This window comes from Photorhabdus laumondii subsp. laumondii, from assembly GCF_003343245.1.
Taxonomy (GTDB): domain Bacteria; phylum Pseudomonadota; class Gammaproteobacteria; order Enterobacterales; family Enterobacteriaceae; genus Photorhabdus; species Photorhabdus laumondii.
Genome location: NZ_CP024901.1, coordinates 5,655,965 through 5,679,032, shown reverse-complemented (window position 1 = coordinate 5,679,032; position 23,068 = coordinate 5,655,965). Strand labels below are relative to the sequence as shown.

The following is a 23,068-nucleotide window of genomic DNA, read 5'->3' as shown; positions in this document are numbered from 1 at the left end:
ACATCGATAAAATTGTCTTAAAGCAGATCTGTATTAAGTCCTGCGGTTTTCAAACGCTGCGTCAAATTGCGCATTTTACTGAATTCAGTGCCAAAACTCTGGGTAAGCCCAACACCTTCACAAAAGTCTTTAGCTGTAATGTTCTTCAGCTCATCGGCATACTTAATCATTTGTAGATGTAGCTCAGCTGTGTACTGATTGCGTGGCGCATTCGCTAAAACCTGCTTGATCCTTTCGTAAATATCTTGTTCGTTTATCATAACCTTTACCATCGAACATCTAGATAATTTAGCTAAATTATATAATTTATATGCGTACAGCAAGGAAAACTGTAGTTGCGTTGGTAAACGTTCTAGACTATTTGCAAATAGATGGGGGATGGTTTGCTTTACTGATAGCAAGCTATGAGATAATGCTACCATTTAGTTACAAAATCAAAATTCACATAAGAAATTGTTTTAATTATATTTTTCACATTCTGTATTGGCAAGTGAATGGGTAAAAGGCAGAAGTGGAACTTTTTACCGGTTATAACAGGTAAAATTATATTTACCGTCTATAGCGTGTAAAAATTGATTTACCTGTCATAGCGTGTAACAATGAGGTTAACTGTTCAAATTGGTTGACCTCAATATGAAAGTGACTAACTCGAAACAACTTAGCGTATATTTAAAAGATATCAGGCTTACTCAAAAACTTTCTCAGGGCAAAGTGGCAAGCAAAGTGGGTATTCGGCAGGACACGGTATCAAGCTTTGAGCTGCACCCAGATTCTACCAAGCTGGAGACCTTCTTTAAGATTATGTCGGCGTTGAATTTAGAACTCGATATCCGGCCAAGAAACGTGACTAAGATAAATTCGTCAGTGGAAGATGATTGCACAACGTCGGACCCGGCGTGGAAAGAGGAGTGGTAATGGCAGCACTGGATGTCTACATGAACGGTTATCGGGTTGGAGTATTCACCAAAGCCAATACTGGCTTCCACCATTTCAAATATGATGAGTCCTGGCTTAGGTTATCGGGTAGTCGTCCCATTTCACTGTCTATGCCTCTGCGCCATCAAGCTTATCAGGGGGACGAGGTATATAACTTTTTCGATAATCTACTGCCGGATAATCCGGAAATCAGAAGAAGAATTGTTGCCAGGCACAATGCTGAATCAACGCAACCTTTTGATCTGCTGGCTAAAGTTGGCCAAGATAGTGTAGGTGCTTTGCAATTGGTACCGCAAGGTACATCCGCTAATGATATCAAGAGGATTGAATACAAGCCCTTATCCAAGGTGGAACTAGAGAAAGTGCTAACTGGCTACCAAGCTGGTGCGCCATTGGGGATGATCGAAGAAGAGGAAGATTTTCGTATATCCATTGCTGGCGCACAGGAAAAGACAGCGCTTTTAAATATTGATGGAAATTGGTGTTTGCCATTAAATGCCACGCCGACAACACACATCATTAAACTTCCCATTGGTAAAATTGAGAGTCATTCACATTCCATTGATATGTCTGAAAGTGTGGAAAATGAATATCTGTGCATGTTGATTGCCAGGATGTTTGGGCTGTCTGTTCCTCACTGCTTAATAATGAAAGTGGGAGAGATAAAAGCATTAGCGGTAGAACGATTTGATCGCAAGTACTCATCTGACAACAGTTGGATAATGCGGCTGCCTCAGGAAGATTTCTGCCAAACCTTGAGCGTGCCTTCGGCGAAAAAGTATGAGAGTCATGGTGGCCCTGGGATTCCCGAGATCATGTCCTGCCTCTTGGGTTCGGTTAAAGCCGAGACTGACCGTTATGAATTTATGAAGATCCAGGTATTATTTTGGCTGTTGGCCGCCACAGACGGCCATGCAAAAAACTTTTCGCTGTTTATTGAGGCTGATGGGCATTATCGGCTAACGCCTTTTTATGACATTCTTTCCATGTACCCTGTATTCGGAGGCAGAGGGCTTCATCCCCGAGATGCCAAATTGGCAATGGGGCTAACTGGGACGAGAGGTAGGAAGTACAACATAGAGCAGATATTCCCAAGGCACTTTTTTCAAACAGCCAAGGTCGCTGGATTTGATAAGGATTCGATGGCAAGAATTCTTACTGAATATGCTGAGACGGTTGATACCGTTGTCATGAATGTCAGAGACCAGTTGCCGATAGATTTCCCTGTTCATATCAGTAATTCGATATTGGGAGGGTTACAAGCCAGAGCAAAGCGCCTGAAAATTGGGTGGGATTAACATTCTCATCAACATTATCTACAGCAAGCGCCATATAAATATGGCACCTACTCACATTATGGGTATATATACCCTATGGATTTCGAGATGCATCGCGACGGCAAGGGAGCGGATCCCCGGGAGCATAGGTAACTATGTGACCGGGGTGAGTGAGTGCAGCCAACAAAGAGGCAACTTGAAAGATAACGGGTATAACTTACTTTTTACCTGCAACGTCTAGTTGCTGATAAATATAGTGTTTATAACTCTCCACCAGCGCCTTATCCTGACAATCATCCAACGCTCCTCGGCAGAGATGACGCATTGTCATATTTGCTCGGTAAAAAGATGAAGCATCCAGTTTAGCCCTCTCCATAATCATGCCGCCAAGGAATGAAATATCCGTCAGTTCATCAGTCTGAATAGATTCTCCCTGTTGCAAGTTATCCCGCATAGTAAACTGGGTAATATGACCCGGATTTGAAAATACGCCATTGTACTGATTTAGGCTGATATTGGGTTGATGATCACCGAAGTAGAGGAACATGGTTGGCTTTTCCCGTTTAGCAACAAACTCACTGAAATCTTTAATTGCCGGATCAGAAGCTTTGATTTTCTCCATATAGTGACTGAACTTACCTACTGCCTGTGAATTTTTCACATGTCCGGTAAGCCTGTAATCATCAGCGTGATCTTCATCATATGGGCCATGTTCATACATAGTTAGTGAGAAAATAAAGAGCGGCTTATCCGTTTCCTGTGCCAAAATTTCTTTCACATAACCCAACATCTCTTGGGTAGAAATAGTCCACAGATTTTTATCAAGACTGGCGGGATATCCCAATTCTTGTGGCTGAATAATGCGATCAACGCCGAGAGTCTGATAGGCATGACCGGAATGATAAGAAGATTTATTAAATGGTGTCAAAACAACCGTATAATAACCATTCTGTTTCATTTCACGGAACAAGCTATATTTCAGGTGATCAACAATAAAATAAAAAACCGCATTCTTACGTGAGCCAAAATCATCTGTATTTAAGCCCGTCAGAGCAGAAAATTCAGATAACCAAGTACCACCACCGAAAGTTTGCACCCGCATTGGACTTTGGGCGCTGACACCCGAATCCCGCTGGAACATATAAAGATGAGGTAAGCGGGTATCATCAGGCAGTTGATAGATATGCGGAGTCACGGTGGATTCCTGTAATAACATCACCACGTCAGGTTTAATCGCTGACTGCGGGACAGGCAGCACAACATTCTTAGCCTGTTGCAGAAAATAATCGGATGATTGCCCAAACTGAGGCGCATGATATTTGGCATCTTTGGCCGACATCACCATATTGGTGACTGTACCACGTCCTTTTGGTAGTGAAGATTCCCACTGTTCCCTGAACGCATCGGCGGTAGCGCTCACTTCCCATGTACAGAACGCCGCCAGAACCAAGCCGACGGTACGCCATTTGAAACCACGGAGGGAAGATGATTTTTTCCAGCTCAGCGTCATGTTAAAAATCAACCAGATAAACATCGCGACAACGCCTAAACCGGCCAGCCAATAGTGGCGTAGTGTTTCCTGATTGGCAGGATCAAACATCAAGTTTAGATCGGAGAACATCAACTGCTCTTTGTAGTAATGAACTTTTATCTGATTGAGGAACTTAAAGATAATAAACAGTGTTCCGGTAAAGGCCGTAGAAAACAGTAACCGAGCTGACGCAAAAAATACTAGACCAAATATCACACCAAACATGCCGACAGCAATCAGTGCCGGGTAAATATCTTCACTTTTTTCAAAAACTAGTATTAAAGTTGCAATGAACAATAATCCCAGATAAACACCTGATATTATTTTCTTTTTCATATCGTATTGAATCCAATTAATAGGTGGTTCACGGTTGGCAAAATAGCACAGATCAGTTCAAGACGGTGATTTTGCTGAAATCATCTATATTTTAAATAAAGAAATCATCAGAACAGCCCATTATCTCTAAGAATATGTGACTCAGCCTGACGACGAGTAAAACCACTGCGATCAAAAAATTCCAATATCTGAATAGCCAGTTTACGACCGATACCGAGTTGATCACGAAAATCGGCAGCGGTAATTGCACCATGATCTTGATTAAATTGACGAATCAGATCGGCGAACTGCTGAATTCGTTGGCTGCAATAATAACGATCAGGAACAATCGCGATAATATGCCCCAATTGAGCAGCTTTTTTCAACAAACTGCGAACTGTTGCTTCTTCTTCTTTTAAATCAGCAGTCAGGTCGCGTACCCACCAAGGATCATCTGTAAAATAGGGCGCTATTCGTTGCCACAATTTTGCCTGTTCATCACTAAAAGACAAACCGTGTTCAGGAAGATATAACCAACCTCGTAATTGCTTTAGCTGTCCATCACTGAGCAAGGCATCTATCAAAGTGTAAACTAGCGCTTCATCCAGCGTTGGCAGCGCCATCCGTTTCAGACGTGCCCTGCCTAAACCCAGTTGATCAACATGTTGCTGGTGATATTCAGCCAAAACGTGTAGTAACTTCTGCTTTGCTAACTTGGCATTGTTCTGTGATAACACCATACCATCGGCAATAATCATATCTTGATCAACGATTAGCGGGTGGAGAGTTGCTTCCGTTAACTGACGCGCCCAAGAAAAATGGTCGAGAGAGAGTGCACCTCGTGGCAAATGGAGCGCTAAATTAGCTGCATGATCTGATGTTCTGGCAAGCTGAGTGAGCCAATGCAAAAATGCTGGTTGGCGCTTACCACGGCGGGGGGAATTTAGGTTTATTACCCGCGTACCAGCCAATGTTTTTCTGGCACTAATATCTCGCAATATCAGTCGATCATCCTCAACCAACCACAATGGGCTATCAAGCACCAATTCAGCCAGCAGAGGCTTATCAGAAAGCGGATTTAGTAATGAAATCCGCCCCGTTATATGGCTGGCAGCATGATGAATATGAAGTGATTGCCAGTTTCGCAAGGGTTCATCAGTTTCTACTTCCACCAATACTTTCTCTACGTGTTCAAAGGGCTGGCGGGAAAGTAGCCAATCACCACGGGAAACCTGTTCTTTACTCACATCACCAGCAATATTCAGTGCAATACGTTGCCCGGCCTGAGCCGTATCGGCCTGTTGATTCTGAGCATGCAAGCCACGTACTCTAATTTGCTGATCCCGGCCGGTTAGCCAGAGGGTATCTCCCACCCTGACCCGGCCAGCCAGTGCCGTTCCCGTTACGACCAAGCCTGCGCCTTTTACACTGAAAGCGCGATCTATCGCCAGACGAAAACGTTGATGTAATTTTTTATGCTGCTTATTTTGCTGATGCAACTGCAACAGATGCTGTCTCAAAGGGACAATACTTTCTTTATCCGCCGCAGCCGTTACAAACAGAGGGGATTCACTCCAACCTTGCGTTGCCAGTTCATGTTCAATTTGTTGGCGGACTTCAACTATTCGTTGTGTTTCTACCCGATCTGCTTTAGTGAGCGCAACTGTCATGGCCGGGCGGCCAATCAAACGCAGAATAGCTAAATGTTCTCTCGTTTGAGCCATTACCCCATCGTCACAGGCAACCACTAATAAAACATGATCAATACCTCCGATCCCTGCCAACATATTAGCGAGGAATTTCTCATGTCCGGGCACATCGATAAAACCAACCGAAGAGCCATCCGGTTGCGGCCAATAGGCATAACCTAAATCGATGGTCATCCCGCGCTTTTTCTCTTCCGGCAAATGGGCTGTATTAACGCCGGTAATCGCTTGAATAAGTGTGGTTTTACCATGATCAACATGGCCCGCGGTGGCAAAAATCATAATAGTTTCAGAAAATTATTGTATTTCAGAAAATTACAGCAACAATGCCTGCAATAGCGCTTTTTCATCTTCAAGACAGCGTAAATCCAGCCATAAACGTCCGCCAGAGATACGACCAAGAACGGGTTTCGCTAATCCACGCCAGCACCGGGCCAACCGCTCTAACGAGCTCCCCTGACCCTCAACGGCAGCGAAAGTCAAAGCCCAACTTGGCAGCCGATCAACCGGCAGTGAACCACTGCCAATCTGTGAATAACAGGGTTCATCACGAACAATAAATTGGTCACCGTAATGTGCTTGAAGCTGAGGTAATAGCCGTTGTGCCATATCATGCATTTGTTGTTGTGAGCGGGTTAACAGACGCAACGTTGGCAACTGCTGGCAAAGCTGTTCGGGGCGCTGATATAACCGCAATGTGGCTTCTAAAGCGGCCAGCGTCATCTTATCTGCCCGCAAAGCACGTTTCAGCGGATGACGCTGAATGGCTTCTATCCAGTGTTTCTTGCCAAGAATAATGCCAGCTTGTGGTCCCCCCAGTAATTTATCACCAGAGAAAGTGACCAGATCGATACCCTGATTCAGATAATCTTGAGGCATAGGTTCGGCTGGCAATCCATATTGCACCATATTGATCATGGAACCACTGCCCAGATCAATTGCAGTGGGAATTTGCGAGGCTATTCCCAGAGTGGCCAATTCACGGCCAGACACTTCCGCGGTAAAACCGTCAATATTGTAGTTACTGGTATGCACTTTCATGAGGAGAGCGGTCTCTTCATTAATCGCTTGCCGATAATCTTTCAGGTGAGTGCGGTTCGTTGTGCCGACTTCAACTAATCGGCATCCTGCCTGAACCATCACATCAGGAATACGGAATGCGCCACCAATTTCCACTAGTTCGCCACGAGAAACCACCACTTGCTTACCGGATGCTACGGTTGCCAACAATAACAACACCGCCGCTGCATTGTTATTAACAATACAAGCATCTTCCGCCCCGGTTAATTCACACAGTAAATCCGCCAAAGCATGGTCACGGTGCCCACGTTCGGCGTTATTGAGGGAATATTCCAACGTTACAGGTGAACGCATCACTTGTGTTACCGCTTCAATCGCTGATTCTGCCATTAATGCTCGGCCAAGATTGGTGTGAATCACCGTACCACTAAGATTAAACACTGGCTTTAAAGCTAACGCTTGTTTCTGCTCCAGTTGCTGACCAAGTGCCGAGGCCCAGTTATCACACCAATCAGGCAGTGCCTGATACTGCTTGATATTGATTCTGGCCTGCTCCTGCATTCTTCTTAATGTTGCAGTGACCAACGTCTGTCCATATTGCTCCACTAATGGTGTTATTTGTGGCTCACGCAATAGACGATCAATGGCGGGGAGTTGGCTGTACAACAGGCAAGGTTTATGTGTCATGGCCTTACTACTACTCATTTGGGAACAAAAACGGGTTGATGCTACTGCGGGCAAAACCTTCCTCTTCCATTTTGGCATCAAGGATCAGTGACGCTAAATCATCAGCAACAGCTTCAACTTTTGGATCTTTCTCCTGATAGAGAATTTTCAAATAACTACCGCAATCGCCGCAACTTTCCGCTTTCACGGCGGCGTGTTCACTATCTAATGACCAATAATTAAGATCGCGGGTTTGCTCGCAATTACTGCATTTTACCCGTACTACATGCCATTCACTTTCACACAAACTACAATGCAGATAACGCAACCCGTTGGTTGTGCCAATCTGAACGACACTTGAGACTGGCATACTGTTGCAAACCGGACAAAACTGACGATGTTCACCATATTCTGCCCTCGCTTTTCCTGGGATTTGATTTGCCATTTGTGCCCAATAGAGGGAAAGTGCCGCCCAGATAAAAAGTGCTTTTTCAGGGCTGACTTGACTGAATTCATTTTTCAGCAGAGCATCGGCCATCTGTTCCAGCTCCTGTTCTGACGCTTTTTCTAGATTATCCAGAGCGGCATTAACATGTTCCGACGCATCCGGCAGTAATTCTGCTATCAGAGAGTGAAGTAATTTTTGCCAGTGTTCAGTACGTTGGAAGGTTTTACAATCCAGAGGCGGTTTACCTTCAATGACCGATTTTTCTAAGATATCTGCTATCTCCATTTTCAATGGATTATCATGCAACGCCTTTTGCTGAGCTTCGGCAACTTGTGCTGAAAAGTTAAGATAATCAACGAATGAGCTCTCTTTTGCCAATTGTTGCAAGCGTTCTGCTCGACGCTGATAAAGATTTCTCAGATTAGCAAAAAGCAATGGCGGGATATAATCTGCTGTTTTTTCATTGATGCGATCTTTGCTCAATTGTTCTTTAGGAACGATGTGGATACTCATTAGGTTCTATCTTCCTTGGGGCTTTCAGATTAATAATAATCTGTAAACTTGTTTTTAGCGTTCAGCATAGATCAAAAGTGGTTTCTGGGCTACAGAGATAATACTTGAAATTATGTGGTCGGTAATAATCAATATATTCATGAAATGGTTGTAAATTTTTTATAACCCTTCATTCTTTGTGTGAATTTTTTGAAAGAAAAATATTGTTAAGGCACATCTTTTGATTTAATCTTAAAAATCCCTAAAAAGAGTTAATTGTGATTTTTAACATTTCTTTCTATCATATTTTATATAGTCTGATAGTTAATTAACTCATGGTTAAAAACATATAATTAAAGTGAGTAAGCAATTGTCAAAGATGAATCAAATTTTCATTACTGCATAAGGAAAAGATAGCAAAGCTAATAATTACATTTGGGGCTAAAAGTGTTTCAACTATATATGGTTATTTATAGTGTTACTATCTATGTATTATATAATAACCTCATTTAAAAATACAGAAAGGGTAATTCAATGCTAATCGATCTCATTACGTCATATAGAAAAACCGCTGCAATCTATACTTTTGTTGATGCGGGTTTATCTATTCACTTTAAAAATGGAGACTATGTAGATATTAACAAACTTGCCAGTCAATATGGTATTGATTATTCGAGACTTAATCGACTATGTGATTTCTTAATTGAAATAGGCGTATTGGTTAGCAGTGACCACGGAGTTGCACTTTCTGAGGAATGCAGTGCACTTGCTGATCCTAATAGCGTAGAATTCTTAACAGTAAAATATGAAATCAATTCAGAACATTGGGATTCTTGGTTAATGTATCCAAAATCCTTATTGGAAAACAATGGCAAATCGGCATTTGAAATGGTGCATGGAAAATCATTTTTTGAGCATTTGGATAGTAATAAGGGATTAAAATCAGATTTTGATGCTTTAATGTCAAAATACACAAATAAAATAATTAAAGAATTGCTTGTTATTTATGATTTTGATAAACATAACAGAATATTAGATCTGGGTGGTGGAGACGGAGAGCTTTTGATCAGAATCAGTGAACAGGTCAAAGGAAAAGATTACACTGTATTGGACAGATATAATGAAGTACCTATTTCAGAAGGTATAAATTTCATAAAAGGAGATTTTTTTAAGCCAATTCCGACAGGTTATGATTTATATATTTTAAAGAATGTTCTCCATAACTGGCCTGATAATGATGCTATATCCATTTTGAAGAACTGCCGAGAAGCGATGGATAATAACGCAACCCTCCTGATAATAACCTTAATGAAAAAACCACAATCCTTGGTAGTTAAATCTGTGGATATATTAATGGATATGCTATTTTCAGCGAAACAACGTTATTTGTCTGAATTCGAAGATATAGCTAACCAAGCGGGGCTTGTCATTCGACATTATAAAGATTTAGATGAAATATTTTCACTTATCGAATTAAAGGTAAAATAAATCATTAGGGGTTTAGGATTATTTCCAAAGATGATTATATACCCAATAGATTTCAAGATGGATCGCGATGGCAAGGGAGCGAATCCCCGGGAGCATAGAGAACGATGTGACCGGGGTGAGTGCAGCCAACAAAGAGGCAACTTGAAAGATGACGGATATACTCATATTCTATCGTTGGGAAATATATAAAATGTGGCATCAAGATATTTGATGTCACATTTTTATTTTATGTTAATAATTAAATATATAAGCATTAAATTAGAAAGCAAATTTACTCTCTGACAATAAAAACGATTAATAACTATATTAAAAAATTCTATTTTATTTTGGAAATTTATGGGAAGAGTTAATTGTGATCTTTGTCATTTATTTTCGTCGAATTTAATATAGTCTGATAGTTAACAATTTTGTTCCTAAAAATGCGTTATTAAAGTAAGTTGAACAATGGGAAAATAAGGAGAATGGAATTTTTATTATCTCACTAAGAAAAGGTAACAAAGCTAATAATTACATATTAGTGATCGAAATACCCAATTATGCATTATGGTATTTCATATACTTTAGACAAAGACATATACCCAATGGATTTCAAGATGCGTCACGACGGCAAGGGAGCGAATCCCCGGGAGCATAGATAACGATGTGACCGGGGTGAGTGAGCGCAGCCAACAAAGAGGCAACTTGAAGGATAACGGGTATAAAGGATAACTCAATGCTAGCCGAACTTATTACATCATATAGAAAATCAGCCGCAATCTACGCTTTTGTTGATACCGGTTTATCTATTCACTTTAGAAATGGAGCTTATGTAGATATAGACGAACTTTCCCGTCAATGTGGTATTGATTATTCGCGACTGGATCGATTATGTGATTTCTTAATTGAAATTGGGATATTGGTTAACCACGGCCATAAAGTCACCCTTTCTGAGGAATGCAGTGCACTTGCCGATCCTGAAAGTATGGAGTCATTAATTGTAAAATGGGAACTGAGTCCAGATTGCTGGAACGCTTGGTCAATGTATCCGAGATCTTTACTTGAAAATGATGGAAAACCGGCATTTGAAATAACGCATGGAAAATCATTCTTTGAACATTTAGCGAGTAATAAATTACTCAAATCAAATTTTGACTCTTCAATGTCAAAGGGCTCAGATAAAATAATTGAAAAACTACTTGATATTTATGATTTTGGTCAATACAACAGAATATTAGATATTGGAGGAGGTGAGGGAAGTCTTCTGGTAAAAATGAGTGAGAAGGTAAAAGGAAAACATTACGCTGTATTAGATAGATATGATGAAATTCCTGTTTTGGAAAATATCGATTTTATAAATGGAGATTTTCTAAAAGTAATTCCATCAGGTTATGATTTATATATTTTAAAGGATGTTATTCACGATTGGTCCGATAATAACGCAATACTCATTTTAGAAAATTGTCGCAAGGCAATGGATAATGGTTCCGCTGTTTTATTGATAAGTTATATGAAAAAACCACAATCTAAGATGGTGATATATTTGGATATATTAATGGATGTACTATTTTCAGGAAAAGAACGTTATTTGACGGAATTCGAACGTTTGGCTAACCAGGCAGGATTGGTTATTCAAGATGTTAAAGATATCGATGAATCATCTTCAATTATCCAGCTAGGAATAAAATAACTTAAAGATAATCATGTATTTTCATTAAGTATATACCCTATGGATTTCAAGATGCATCGCGACGGCAAGGGAACGAATCCCCGGGAGCATAGATAACTATGTGACCGGGGTGAGTGAGTGCAGCCAACAAAGAAGCAACTTGAAAGATGACGGGTATAATTATATGGATATTGTTTCTCTGAAAAAACATATAACAAGTATGTGGCGGATTCGACTAATAAGTGCAATTTTTCAGAAGGGCGGTCAGTTGCTATAGTAGGCATCTTTCTCGCCAAAGGAAAATGCACTATGGCCTATACACAACTGACCGAAACAGAAAGATACCAGATTTCCAGTTTAAGAGAAGCGGGTTTTTCACAGCTTTTTATTGCGAAGTCACTTAAGCGAAGCCCATCGACCATCAGCAGAGAATTGAAGAGAAATCAAGAAGTCCAGACATACTGCCCTGAACAGGCTCATTTGAAGGTATTGGCGCGTCGTCATTTTGCTAAAAAGGCCGTGAAAATAACGCCGGAAGTAAAAAGATGGATAAAACGGTTAATTTGGAAAGATTTAAGCCCTGAACAGGTGGCTGATTATTTGAAGCAACATAAAGGGATATCTTTGCATCATGAGACGATTTATAGACTGATTTATCAAGATAAAAGAGAGGGGGGTGATTTATGGCAACATCTGCGAATAGCCAGAAAACCCTATCGCAAACGCTATGGTCGCTATGAAAGAAGAGGTAAAATTAAAAATCGGGTCAGTATTGATGAACGCCCGGAAATTGTTGATAAAAAAGAACGTATTGGGGACTGGGAAGGAGATACGATAATAGGGAAAGATAAAAAAAGTGTCTTATTAACATTGGTTGACCGCAAGACGCTGTATACAATTATCGTTAAACTTGATAGCAAGCAGGCATCAGAAGTCGCGAAAGCAGCAGTGAAAGTATTATACCCGTTAAAACAAAAGGTTAAGACCATCACGTTCGATAACGGTTTGGAGTTCGCAGATCATGAAATCATCGGTGAAGAATTAGAAACCCAAATTTACTTTGCTCACCCTTATTCGCCTTGGGAAAGAGGGATCAATGAGAATATCAATGGGTTAATCAGACAATACTTTCCAAAGGGAACCAATTTTAATGAAATCTCTGATCAGGAAATAAATTTTGTGGTAAACCGATTAAATAATCGTCCTCGAAAAACACGGGGTGGGAAAACACCGAATGAATTATTTAAAGGAATACGAACATGTTTACTTCCAGATTAACGATGTTGCACTTATTATGTGAATCCAAGTGTCATTAAAATATTTGATGACATACTTACTACCTATCCAATAGGGCTATTTTATTTGTCCTTCCTCGCGTACTATTCCTCACGTACTACGTGGTGTACGCTCCGGTACTGTTCATTGATAAGAATGGCCTGCAATAATGATTGCCTATTGGGATTGGTAATTAATCTCTATAAAATATATGGATATTAAAGCGGAAGGAGAATTCATTCGTTGGAAATAAAAATAATTTAGATAGCATAAATAACTATGCTAAATAATTTTATTTGATTTTTAAAACTCCTTAAAAGAGTTAATTGTAATCTTCATCATTTCTTTTTATCATGTTTAATATAGTCTGATAATTAACAATTTTAACCCTAAAAATACATAACTAAAGTAAGTTAACCAATTGGAGAATAAGGAAAATGATATCTGCATTATATTACTAAGAAAGGATAGTAAAGTTAATAATCTCATTCTAATTATCAGAATACCTAATAAATCATCACGGTATTTTCTGAATTTTAGATAAAAAATTCACCTTTTTATACCCTGTGGATTTCAAGATGGATCGCGGCGGCAAGGGAACGAATCCCCGGGAGCATAGATAACGATGTGACCGGGGTGAGTGAGTGCAGCCAACAAAGAAGCAACTTGAAAGATAACGGGTATATAAGATAAAGATATAAAGGATAACTAATGCTAGCCGAACTTATTACATCATATAGAAAATCAATTGCCATTTATACTTTTGTTGATACCGGATTGTCTGTTCACTTTAAAAATGGCACCTATATGGATATCAACGAACTTGCCAGCCAATATGGTATTGATTATTCGCGACTGAATCGATTATGTGATTTCTTAATTGAAATCGGGGTATTGGTTAGCAGTAATGATAGAGTTGCACTTTCTGAGGAATGTCGTGTGCTTGCTGATCCTGAGAGTATGGAGTCATTAATAGCAAAGTGGGAATTTAACTCAGGTCTCTGGAACGCTTGGTTAATGTATCCAAAATCCTTACTTGAAAATAATGGTAAATCGGCATTTGAAATAGCGAATGGAAAACCCTTCTTTGAATATTTGGATAGTAATAAATTGCTCAAATCAAAATTTGATTCCTTAATGTCAAAAGATTCAGATAAAATGATTGAAAAGCTATTTAATGTTTATGATTTTAATCAACACGATAAAATATTAGATGTTGGTGGAGGAGAAGGGAATCTTCTGATAAGAATGAGTGAAAAGGTGAAAGAAAAACATTATGCTGTATTGGACAGATATAATGAACTTCCTGATTACGGAAATATAAATTTTATAGATGGAGATTTTTTTAAATCAATTCCGTCGGGTTACGATTTATATATTCTAAAGAATGTTATTCACGATTGGCCTGATAATGACGCAATACTCATTTTAGAAAATTGCCGGAAGGCAATGGGTAATAATGCAACTATTTTATTGATAACCTTAATGAAAAAACCACAGTCTAATATAATTAAATATTTTGATATATTAATGGATGTATCATCTTTAGGGAAAGAGCGTGACTTAACGGAGTTCGAATATTTGGCTAACCAGGCAGGGCTGGTTATTCAAGATGTTAAAGATATCGACGAATCATATTCAATTATCCAACTAGGTGTAAAATAAATTATAGATAATAGTGGAGCTTCACCAAATATGATGATATGGATATTATACCTTATGGATTTCAAGATGTATCGCGACGGCAAGGGAGAGAATCCCCGGAAGCATAGATAACGATGTGACTGGGGTGAGTGAGTGCAGCCAACAAAGAGGCAACTTGAAAGATGACGGGTATATATGTTTGATAACTTTATGGCAAGTATGGCATTGAAATATTTGATGCCATATTTTTATTTTATATCAATAAAATATTGAAATAGAATATGGATTTAAATGTTGATAATAAGAGTAGTTTAATCGCTAAAATATTAAAATTAAGTTATATTCCCTTGTTTGATTTTCAAATGTTCTGAAAATATTTAATTGTGATCTTCATCATTTATTTTTATTAAATTTAGTATAGTATAATAATTTGCGTATAAAAATAGATAATTTAGGTGAGTTAATTGGTTGGAAAGTAAGGGAAATAAAATATTTATTATCTCATAGGGAAAAGATAATATACCCTATGGGTTTCAAAATGCATCGCGACGGCAAGGGAGCGAGGTGAGCGAGTGCAGCCAACAAAGAGGCAACTTGAAAGATAACGGGTATAAAACACTTCATTTCTTTATGATATACAGGATAACGCTATGCTAATCGATCTTATTACATCATGTAGAAAATCAACCGTAATTTATGCTTTTGTTGATATGGGTTTATCTGTTCACTTTAAAGATGGGGCCTGCGTAAATATCAGTGAACTTGCCAGCCAATATGGCCTTGATCATTCTCGCTTTAGCCGATTATGTGAATATTTAATCAAAATAGGGGTATTGGTTAGCTGCAATGAGGGAGTGGCACTTTCTGAGGAATGCAGTGCACTTGCCGATCCGGAAAGTATGGAATCATTGATGATAAGGTGCGAAGTTAGCCCAGAATACTGGAAAGCTTGGTCAATGTATTCAAAATCCTTATATGAAAATAATAGCAAAACGGCATTTGAAATAGCGCATGGAAAACCCTTCTTTGAATATTTGGATCATCATGAATTGTTCAGATCAAATTTTGATTCTTTTATGTCAAAAAACTCGGACAAAATAATAGAGAAATTACTTGATATTTATGATTTTAGTCAACATAACAGAATATTAGATGTTGGCGGAGGAGAAGGAAATCTTTTGATAAGAATAAATGAAAAAATCAAAGGAAAACATTACGCTGTATTGGACAGATATAATGAAACGCCTGTTTTAGAAGATATTGAATTTATAAACGGAGATTTTTTTAAATTAGTTCCATCTGGTTATGATTTATATATTTTAAAGAATGTTATCCATAATTGGTCTGATAGTAACGCAATACTCATTTTAGAGAATTGCCGAAAAGCTATGGATGATAATGCAACTATTTTGTTGATAGGTACGGTGAAAAAATTAAAATTAGAAATAATTGACTCTACCGATATATTAATGGATGTACTATTATTAGGAAAAGAGCGTTATTTGAATGAATTAGAAGATTTGGCTCACCAAGCAGGATTTGTCGTTAAAGATATCAAAGAGATAAATGAGAAATATTCAATTATAGAGCTAGGTGTAAAATAAACTACAGATAATTATATACCCTATGGATTTCAAATTGCATCGCGACGGCAAGGGAACGAATCCCCGGGAGCATAGATAACTATGTGACCGGGGTGAGTGAGTGCAGCCAACAAAGAAGCAACTTGAAAGATGACGGGTATAGTGTCTCTGAAAACAGGTATAACAAATATGGCATCAAAATATCTGATGCCATATTTCTATCTTATATTATTGCATTAAACTTAGCGCCTATCCCAATAACCTTGTTGAGATAGGCTGTTAATTAACAATGGGTAGAATATGACTACCTTTCATTGATGATATTTGAAGAGGAACTCATTGACATTTTTTTCCTATTGTTGAAATAGTATGTTTATAAAATACCTTATAGTTTTTCAGGTTTTATAATTATTTATTTCTTCTATAAATGAATGTAAATAGTAATATATATTCTACGTTATTTTTTTATATTTAACCATCAAGAATTCTGAGAAGAGCTAATTGTGATCTTTGTCATTTCTTTTTATCAAATTTAATATAATCTGGTAGCTTACTTTTAACAATGCGGAAGCAAAGTGAATTATATCTTTGCGCGAAAAAGTAACAAAGTTAATAATTACATTTTGTTTTATACCCAATGGATTTCAAGATGGATCGCGACGGCAAGGGAGCGAATCCCCAGGAGCATAGAGAACGATGTGACCGGGGTGAGCGAGTGCAGCCAACAAAGAGGCAACTTGAAGGATAACGGGTATAAACAGATTGTTGCGATATCCAATCTATCATCATGTTATTTCTTGGATTTTGGATAAAATACTTAATTTTTTCATAATATATACCCTATGGATTTCAAGATGCTTCGCGACGGCAAGGGAGCGAATCCCCGGGAGCATAGATAACGATGTGACCGGGGTGAGTGAGTGCAGCCAACAAAGAGGCAACTTGAAAGATAACGGGTATACAGATAAAAAGGATGGCTCAATGCTAACTGAACTAATTGCATCAAATAGAAGATCAGCTGCAATTCATGCTTTTGTTGATACCGGATTATCTACTCACTTTAAAGATGGAATTTATGTCGATATAAGCGAGCTTTCCCGTAAATCTGGTGTTAATTATGCTCGGTTTAGTCGATTATGTGATTTCTTAGTTGAAATGGGAGTGTTGGTTAGTAACGATAATAAATTCAGGCTTTCTGATGAGTGTCATGTTTTTGCCAATCCTGAAAGTTTTGAGTCATTCATGATAAAGCTTGAAATTTGCTCACATTACAGTAACGCTTGGTTAATGTATGGAAAATCCCTATTTGAAGATGATGGCAAATCGGCATTTGAAATGGCACATGGCAGGCCATTCTTTGAATATTTGGATGGTAACAAGTTTCTAAAATCAAATTTTGATGCTTTAATGACAAGAGTCTCAAATTTAATCGTTGAGAAGTTACTTGGTATTTATGATTTTAATCAGCACAATAGAATATTAGATGTTGGAGGGGGCGAAGGGGAGCTTTTAGTAAGAATTAGTGAAAAAGTAAAAGGAAAACATTATGCTGTATTGGATAGATATAGTGAGCTTCCCGTTTCTGATAATATAGATTTTATCAATGGAAATTTTCTAAATTCAATTCCATCGGGTTATGATTTATATATTTTAAAAAATGTTCTCCATAATTGGTCCGATAGTGACTCAATACTCATTTTGGAGAATTTCCGCAAAGCAATGGATAAAAACTCATCTCTATTATTGATAAATATGGTGAAAGAGCCAGAATTTTCTAGATCTTTCGATATATTAATGGATGTGTTATTTTTAGGGAAAGAACGTAGTTTTACTGAATTCGAATATCTGGCTAACCAAGCTGGACTTGTCGTTCAAGAGACTAAAGTTATAGATCAATCATATTCACCGTATTCATTTATCAAACTACAGATAAAATAGATTGTAGGAACTACAGATTATTCCCAAAGATGATTACATGATATTGTGTTTTTGAGGAATTAATATATAAAAAAAGCATCAAGATTTTTTGATGCTTTTTTATATTAAAGAGATATATAGATTAAAATAGAAAGTGAATTGAATTTAAAAATTGATGATAAAAGAATAAATTAAATAAAAATATTAAACCTAATATTTAATCATTCCTTGCATTATTCGTGCTTAATAAGGAATATACCCGTTATCCTTCAAGTTGCCTCTTTGTTGGCTGCGCTCGCTCACCCCGGTCACATAGTTTGCTATGCTCCCGGGGATTCACTCCCTTGCCGTTGCGAGCCATCTTGAAATCCATAGGGTATAAGCAGGATATACTTATCCTGCTGCGATGATTATAAACGTATTAACGTTTCTCTTCTTGCTGCTCCTGTTTCATTATTTCACGATACCAACGTGGGTGATGTTTCTTCGCCCATCCACGGGTTACCCAACCTTCAACCATTGCTCGAAGAGTTCCTTTCACCCAGAATGCCGCATAAGCGTGAACCATAATCGTCAAGATTAAACCAATAGCTGACATTGAATGGATTAGAAGCGCAATTCGAATTATTGGAATAGAGAAGAGATCAGCAAAATAGGGGCGCCAAATAATAACACCACTGACAGCGAGTAATATCAGGAAAATAGTGATAGACCAATAAACCCCTTTTTGACCTAAGTTATACTGACCAATATCACCCGCTTCCTCATTTTTTACAATCTTACGGATATTTTTTAGCCATATAATGTCATCTTTGTCGATAAAGTTATGTTTAAAATATCTGAAGAACATAAAGATAAATAAAATAAACATCACTGAACCAACAAAGGGATGCAAAATCCGTGACAATTGAGGTGTACCGAAGATATTCATCAGCCAGTTAAAAGAGGGGAAAAAGAATCCTAATCCACTAATGGCGGTAAAGAAAAAACAGAGCACTACCGCCCAATGGTTTATTCGCTCAACAGGTGAGTGACGGATAATAATATCTTTCCTGCTTTTCATCGCTGTTCCTCCCCATTAGCTGATTTTTGTGATGATTCCGTATCACGACGCGCATTTTCCTCGTCTTCTTCAGTCACTCGGTTTGGTCCAATTCCCACATAATGGAAGAGGCTGGCAGCGAATGTGGCAGCAAATCCCACTGCGGCCAGCGGTTTCCAGATACCTTTCCAGAAGGTGACGGTCGGGCTGATAGCGGGATTGTCCGGTAAGCCATGATATAGCTGTGGTTTGTTAGCATGGTGTAGCACATACATCACATGAGTCCCACCAACCCCATCAGGATCGTACAGGCCCGCGTTCTCATAACCTCGGCCTTTCAACTCACTCACCCGTTCAGCCGCCAAATCTTTCATCGCTTTTTTACTGCCAAAATGGATTGCACCGGTCGGACAGGTTTTCACACAGGCAGGTTCCTGACCGACGTTAACGCGGTCAACACACAGAGTGCACTTATATACCCGGTTATCTTCTTTGTTGATCCGTGGCACATTGAACGGACAACCCGCGATACAGTAGCCACAGCCGATACAGTGTTCAGACTGAAAATCAACAATCCCATTTGCATACTGGATAATCGCCCCTTCGGCTGGACAAGCTTTCAAGCAGCCCGGATCAGCGCAGTGCATACAACCATCTTTACGAATCAGCCATTCCAGTTTGCCGTTCTCTTCAACTTCTGAGAAGCGCATCACGGTCCATGATTTAGCGGTTAAGTCCGCCGGGTTATCATAAACACCAACGTTATGACCGATCTCGTCACGGATATCGTTCCACTCAGAACAGGCCACCTGACAAGCTTTACAACCGATACATGTTGTCACATCAATCAGTTTTGCAACGCCCTCTTGGTCATCCCGCACCCGTGGTGCAGGAGTAAAAGAATTTGTGGCAGAGCGACGAATGATGTCTTGAGTTTGCAATGACATGATTTCTCCCTTACACCTTTTCTATATTAACCAGGAACGCTTTGAACTCAGGCGTTTGTGTGTTCGCATCCCCAACAAATGGTGTCAACGTATTGGCAATAAAGCCTTTCTTCGCAGCCCCTTCAAAGCCCCAATGAATCGGAATACCGATAGTATCTACTTCACGACCATGTACATTCAGGGTTCGAATACGTTTGGTGACAACCGCTTTCGCTTTGATGTAACCACGATTAGAGCTAACCTTGACGGTATCACCGTGTTTGATGCCTTTCTTTTCCGCCAGTTTTTCACCGATTTCTACAAACTGTTCAGGTTGGATAATCGAGTTCAATAATGCATGTTTTGTCCAATAGTGGAAATGCTCTGTCAAGCGGTAAGTCGTTCCTACATAAGGGAATTTATCTGGCTTACCCATTGCTTCAAAGTCGCTTTTGAACACTCGGGCTGCCGGGTTGGATACCACATTCGGATGCAATGGATTGGTCCCCAATGGTGTTTCAAAAGGTTCATAGTGTTCAGGGAACGGCCCTTCAGCCATCTTATCAATAGCAAACAGACGTGCCATACCTTCCGGTTGCATGATAAATGGACCAACATCCGTTTCCGGTGCCGCCACGCTGTAATCAGCAGTATCGACACCACCCCACTTAGTACCATCCCACGTCAGTAACTGACGTTTCGGGTCCCACGGCTTACCCTGCGGATCAGCCGATGCGCGATTGTACAAAATACGACGGTTTAACGGCCATGCCCATGCCCAACCTAGCGTATTACCCAATCCTGATGGATCTGCGTTATCACGACGGGCCATTTGGTTACCTTCCGGCGTCCAGCTTCCAGCAAAGATCCAACAACCACTGGCGGTCGTGCCATCATCACGTAGCTGCGCAAAAGAGGTTAATTGCTGACCTTGTTTCACGATGACGTTGCCATTAGCATCAATCAGATCAACCAGTGCCCGGCCATTACTCTCTTGAGCCACCTCTTCTGATGTGGGGTTGTCCGGGTTGAAGTAATCCCAAGTCATGCTCAGCATCGGCTCTGGTGATGCACCCCCTTCCGTGCGGTACATATCCCGCAGACGTTTGAAGATTCCTGAAAGGATTTCGCCATCACCGATGGCTTCTCCCGGTGCATCAGCCCCTTTCCAGTGCCATTGCAACCAGCGGCCAGAGTTAACAATTGAGCCATTTTCCTCTGCAAAACAGCAACATGGCAGGCGGAAAACTTCTGTCTGAATTTTGGATGAATCGACTTCATTAAATTCACCGTGGTTCTGCCAGAAAGTTGAAGTTTCAGTATTAAGCGGATCGATCGTGATCAGGAATTTCAGTTTCGACAGGGCACCAACGACTTTGTTTTTATTCGGAAAAGAGGCTACCGGGTTAAAGCCCTGACAAATATAGCCATTCACTTCACCTTTCGACATCATGTCAAAAAATTGCAGAACGTCATAACCTTTGTCCCATTTCGGCAGCCAGTCAAAACCCCAGTCGTTATCTTTACGGGCATTATCTCCGTAGAAACTCTTCATCAGACTGATAAAGAATTTTGGGTAGTTACCCCAATAGTTAACCTGACCCGGCCGCATTGGTTTTGGCGTATTTGCCTGGAGGTAAGTTTGCAAATCAGCCTGTTTCTCTGAGGGGAGTGTCAGATATCCCGGCAAGCTTTGCGACAACAGCCCCAAATCAGTCAATCCCTGAATATTCGAGTGACCCCGCAATGCATTAACACCGCCACCTGCCATCCCCATATTGCCCAACAGTAGCTGGATTATTGCCATAGTCCGGATGTTCTGTGCACCCACTGAGTGTTGAGTCCAACCCAGCGCGTACAGAAAAGAAGCGGTCTTATCCTTAACACAAGTTTCTGCAATATATTCACAGACTTTCAGGAAGTCCTCTTTTGGCGTACCGCAAATATTACTGACGACATCTGGCGTGTAACGACTAACGTGCTCTTTTAGCAGATTCCATACACAACGTGGGTGCTTAAGTGTGATATCACGTTGAGCAAAGCCGTTTTCATCCAGTGCATAGTTCCAACTGGTTTTATCGTATTGACGTTTTTCTGCATCGTAACCACTGAACAAACCATCATCGAACGAGTAATCTTCACGCACGATCAGACTGGCGTTGGTATACGCCTCGACATATTCATGATTAATCTTATCGTTGGTCAGTAGGTATAAAATGACACCTGACAAGAAAGCAATATCAGTACCAGAACGGATTGGAGTATAGAAATCCGCCACAGATGCTGTACGGGTAAAACGCGGATCAATCACAATTAACTTAGCGTTATTATGGATTTTGGCTTCCATTGCCCAGCGGAATCCCACTGGATGTGCTTCGGCAGCGTTACCACCCATAACGACGATCAGATTCGCGTTCTTGATATCAACCCAATGGTTGGTCATCGCACCGCGACCAAATGTTGGAGCAAGACTTGCTACCGTTGGTCCGTGTCAGACACGTGCTTGGTTGTCTACGGCGAGCATGCCGAGAGCGCGACTAAATTTTTGCGATAGATAACCTGTTTCGTTACTGGCAGCGGATGCACACAGCATACCGGTCGTCAGCCAACGATTGACTGTGACACCCTCTTGATTGGTTTTAATGAAATTAGCGTCACGGTCTGCTTTCATTAGTTTAGCAATGCGATCAAATGCCTCATCCCAAGTAATACGTTGCCATTTGTCAGAACCTGCTGCACGATATTCCGGATATTTCAGGCGGCTTTCGCTATGAATAAAATCAACCAAGCCCGCGCCTTTAGGACAAAGTGCACCGCGGTTTACTGGGTGATCAGGATCACCTTCAATATGAAAAATAGTTGCTTTCGCATTTTTTGCGCCATCGCCAAGGCTGTACATCAACAGCCCACAGCCGACAGAGCAGTATGTACAGGTATTTCGGGTTTCACGTGCACGTAACAGTTTATAATTACGCGTTTGTGCAAGGGCTGCGGTTGGTGCAAAGCCCAATGCTGCTACCGTTGTACCTGCCATACCGCCAGCGCAGATCTTAAAGAACTGCCTTCTGCTGACTTGCATGGGAATCTCCTCGCTCACATTGTCTTAAAATGCATTGTCTTAAAACAGTATCCATTCCATCATGGGAAAAATTTCAAA

At 40.0% G+C, this 23,068-nt stretch carries 16 protein-coding genes; 8 read left to right on the top strand and 8 right to left on the bottom strand.

Translation table 11 applies throughout. From position 1 onward, the window contains the following. Positions 1-17: 17 nt before the first annotated feature. Positions 18-257 carry an HTH-like domain-containing protein gene (locus PluTT01m_RS25225; protein WP_041381254.1) on the bottom strand — a complete coding sequence of 80 codons (240 nt, stop codon included), beginning with the start codon at positions 255-257 and terminating at the stop codon, positions 18-20. 376 nt (positions 258-633) lie between these two features. On the opposite strand from PluTT01m_RS25225, the gene PluTT01m_RS25220 reads away from it, so the two are divergent. After that, positions 634-915: a helix-turn-helix domain-containing protein gene (locus tag PluTT01m_RS25220; protein ID WP_041380456.1), complete on the top strand. Its 282-nt coding sequence runs from the start codon at positions 634-636 to the stop codon at positions 913-915. After that, positions 915-2,234 carry a type II toxin-antitoxin system HipA family toxin gene (locus tag PluTT01m_RS25215; protein WP_011148953.1) on the top strand — a complete coding sequence of 440 codons (1,320 nt, stop codon included), beginning with the start codon at positions 915-917 and terminating at the stop codon, positions 2,232-2,234. Before PluTT01m_RS25220 ends, PluTT01m_RS25215 begins: the two co-directional genes overlap by 1 nt. Positions 2,235-2,430: 196 nt before the next feature. On the opposite strand, the gene PluTT01m_RS25210 is transcribed toward PluTT01m_RS25215, so the two are convergent. The 4 genes from PluTT01m_RS25210 to fdhE form a co-directional block, all read right to left on the bottom strand. Beyond that, a complete protein-coding gene (locus PluTT01m_RS25210; protein ID WP_011148952.1) occupies positions 2,431-4,080 on the bottom strand; it encodes an LTA synthase family protein in 1,650 nt (549 codons plus the stop codon). 107 nt (positions 4,081-4,187) lie between these two features. Next, a complete protein-coding gene (selB, locus tag PluTT01m_RS25205; RefSeq protein WP_011148951.1) occupies positions 4,188-6,047 on the bottom strand; it encodes a selenocysteine-specific translation elongation factor in 1,860 nt (619 codons plus the stop codon). A gap of 33 nt (positions 6,048-6,080) precedes the next feature. Next, entirely contained in the window at positions 6,081-7,472 is a 1,392-nt protein-coding gene (selA, locus tag PluTT01m_RS25200; RefSeq protein ID WP_011148950.1) for an L-seryl-tRNA(Sec) selenium transferase, read from the bottom strand. 10 nt (positions 7,473-7,482) lie between these two features. Then, positions 7,483-8,412, bottom strand: coding sequence for a formate dehydrogenase accessory protein FdhE (gene fdhE / locus PluTT01m_RS25195; protein ID WP_011148949.1), 930 nt, complete (start codon positions 8,410-8,412; stop codon positions 7,483-7,485). Between the two features lie 513 nt (positions 8,413-8,925). On the opposite strand from fdhE, the gene PluTT01m_RS25190 reads away from it, so the two are divergent. The 6 genes from PluTT01m_RS25190 to PluTT01m_RS25165 all read left to right on the top strand — a co-directional run bounded on the left by PluTT01m_RS25190 (position 8,926) and on the right by PluTT01m_RS25165 (position 17,964). Beyond that, positions 8,926-9,879, top strand: coding sequence for a methyltransferase (locus PluTT01m_RS25190; protein ID WP_011148948.1), 954 nt, complete (start codon positions 8,926-8,928; stop codon positions 9,877-9,879). Positions 9,880-10,591: 712 nt separating this feature from the next. Beyond that, positions 10,592-11,545 carry a methyltransferase gene (locus PluTT01m_RS25185; RefSeq protein ID WP_011148947.1) on the top strand — a complete coding sequence of 318 codons (954 nt, stop codon included), beginning with the start codon at positions 10,592-10,594 and terminating at the stop codon, positions 11,543-11,545. A 288-nt stretch (positions 11,546-11,833) separates the two neighbouring features. Continuing rightward, complete coding sequence (locus tag PluTT01m_RS25180; protein ID WP_011145223.1) at positions 11,834-12,802, top strand: IS30-like element ISPlu1 family transposase; 969 nt, start codon at positions 11,834-11,836, stop codon at positions 12,800-12,802. A 708-nt stretch (positions 12,803-13,510) separates the two neighbouring features. Next, positions 13,511-14,464, top strand: coding sequence for a methyltransferase (locus PluTT01m_RS25175; protein WP_011148946.1), 954 nt, complete (start codon positions 13,511-13,513; stop codon positions 14,462-14,464). A 629-nt stretch (positions 14,465-15,093) separates the two neighbouring features. Beyond that, positions 15,094-16,047 (top strand): methyltransferase, encoded by a 954-nt coding sequence (locus PluTT01m_RS25170; protein ID WP_011148945.1) that lies wholly within the window; start codon positions 15,094-15,096, stop codon positions 16,045-16,047. A gap of 921 nt (positions 16,048-16,968) precedes the next feature. Beyond that, positions 16,969-17,964 carry a methyltransferase gene (locus tag PluTT01m_RS25165; protein ID WP_324251511.1) on the top strand — a complete coding sequence of 332 codons (996 nt, stop codon included), beginning with the start codon at positions 16,969-16,971 and terminating at the stop codon, positions 17,962-17,964. Between the two features lie 400 nt (positions 17,965-18,364). Here PluTT01m_RS25165 and fdoI read toward each other — a convergent pair whose 3' ends face one another. Genes fdoI through fdnG form a run of 3 tightly spaced genes read right to left on the bottom strand, consistent with a single transcriptional unit; the run spans position 18,365 to position 22,990 of the window. Next, the gene (fdoI, locus tag PluTT01m_RS25160; RefSeq protein WP_011148943.1) at positions 18,365-19,006 is read right to left on the bottom strand and encodes a formate dehydrogenase cytochrome b556 subunit; all 642 of its coding nucleotides are present in this window, start codon (positions 19,004-19,006) and stop codon (positions 18,365-18,367) included. Then, on the bottom strand, positions 19,003-19,932 hold the full coding sequence (gene fdxH / locus PluTT01m_RS25155) for a formate dehydrogenase subunit beta (protein WP_011148942.1): 930 nt from the start codon (positions 19,930-19,932) through the stop codon (positions 19,003-19,005). The genes fdoI and fdxH overlap by 4 nt, the downstream gene beginning before the upstream one ends. Positions 19,933-19,942: 10 nt before the next feature. Continuing rightward, positions 19,943-22,990 carry a formate dehydrogenase-N subunit alpha gene (fdnG, locus tag PluTT01m_RS25150; protein WP_146748249.1) on the bottom strand — a complete coding sequence of 1,016 codons (3,048 nt, stop codon included), beginning with the start codon at positions 22,988-22,990 and terminating at the stop codon, positions 19,943-19,945. Positions 22,991-23,068 lie beyond the last annotated feature (78 nt).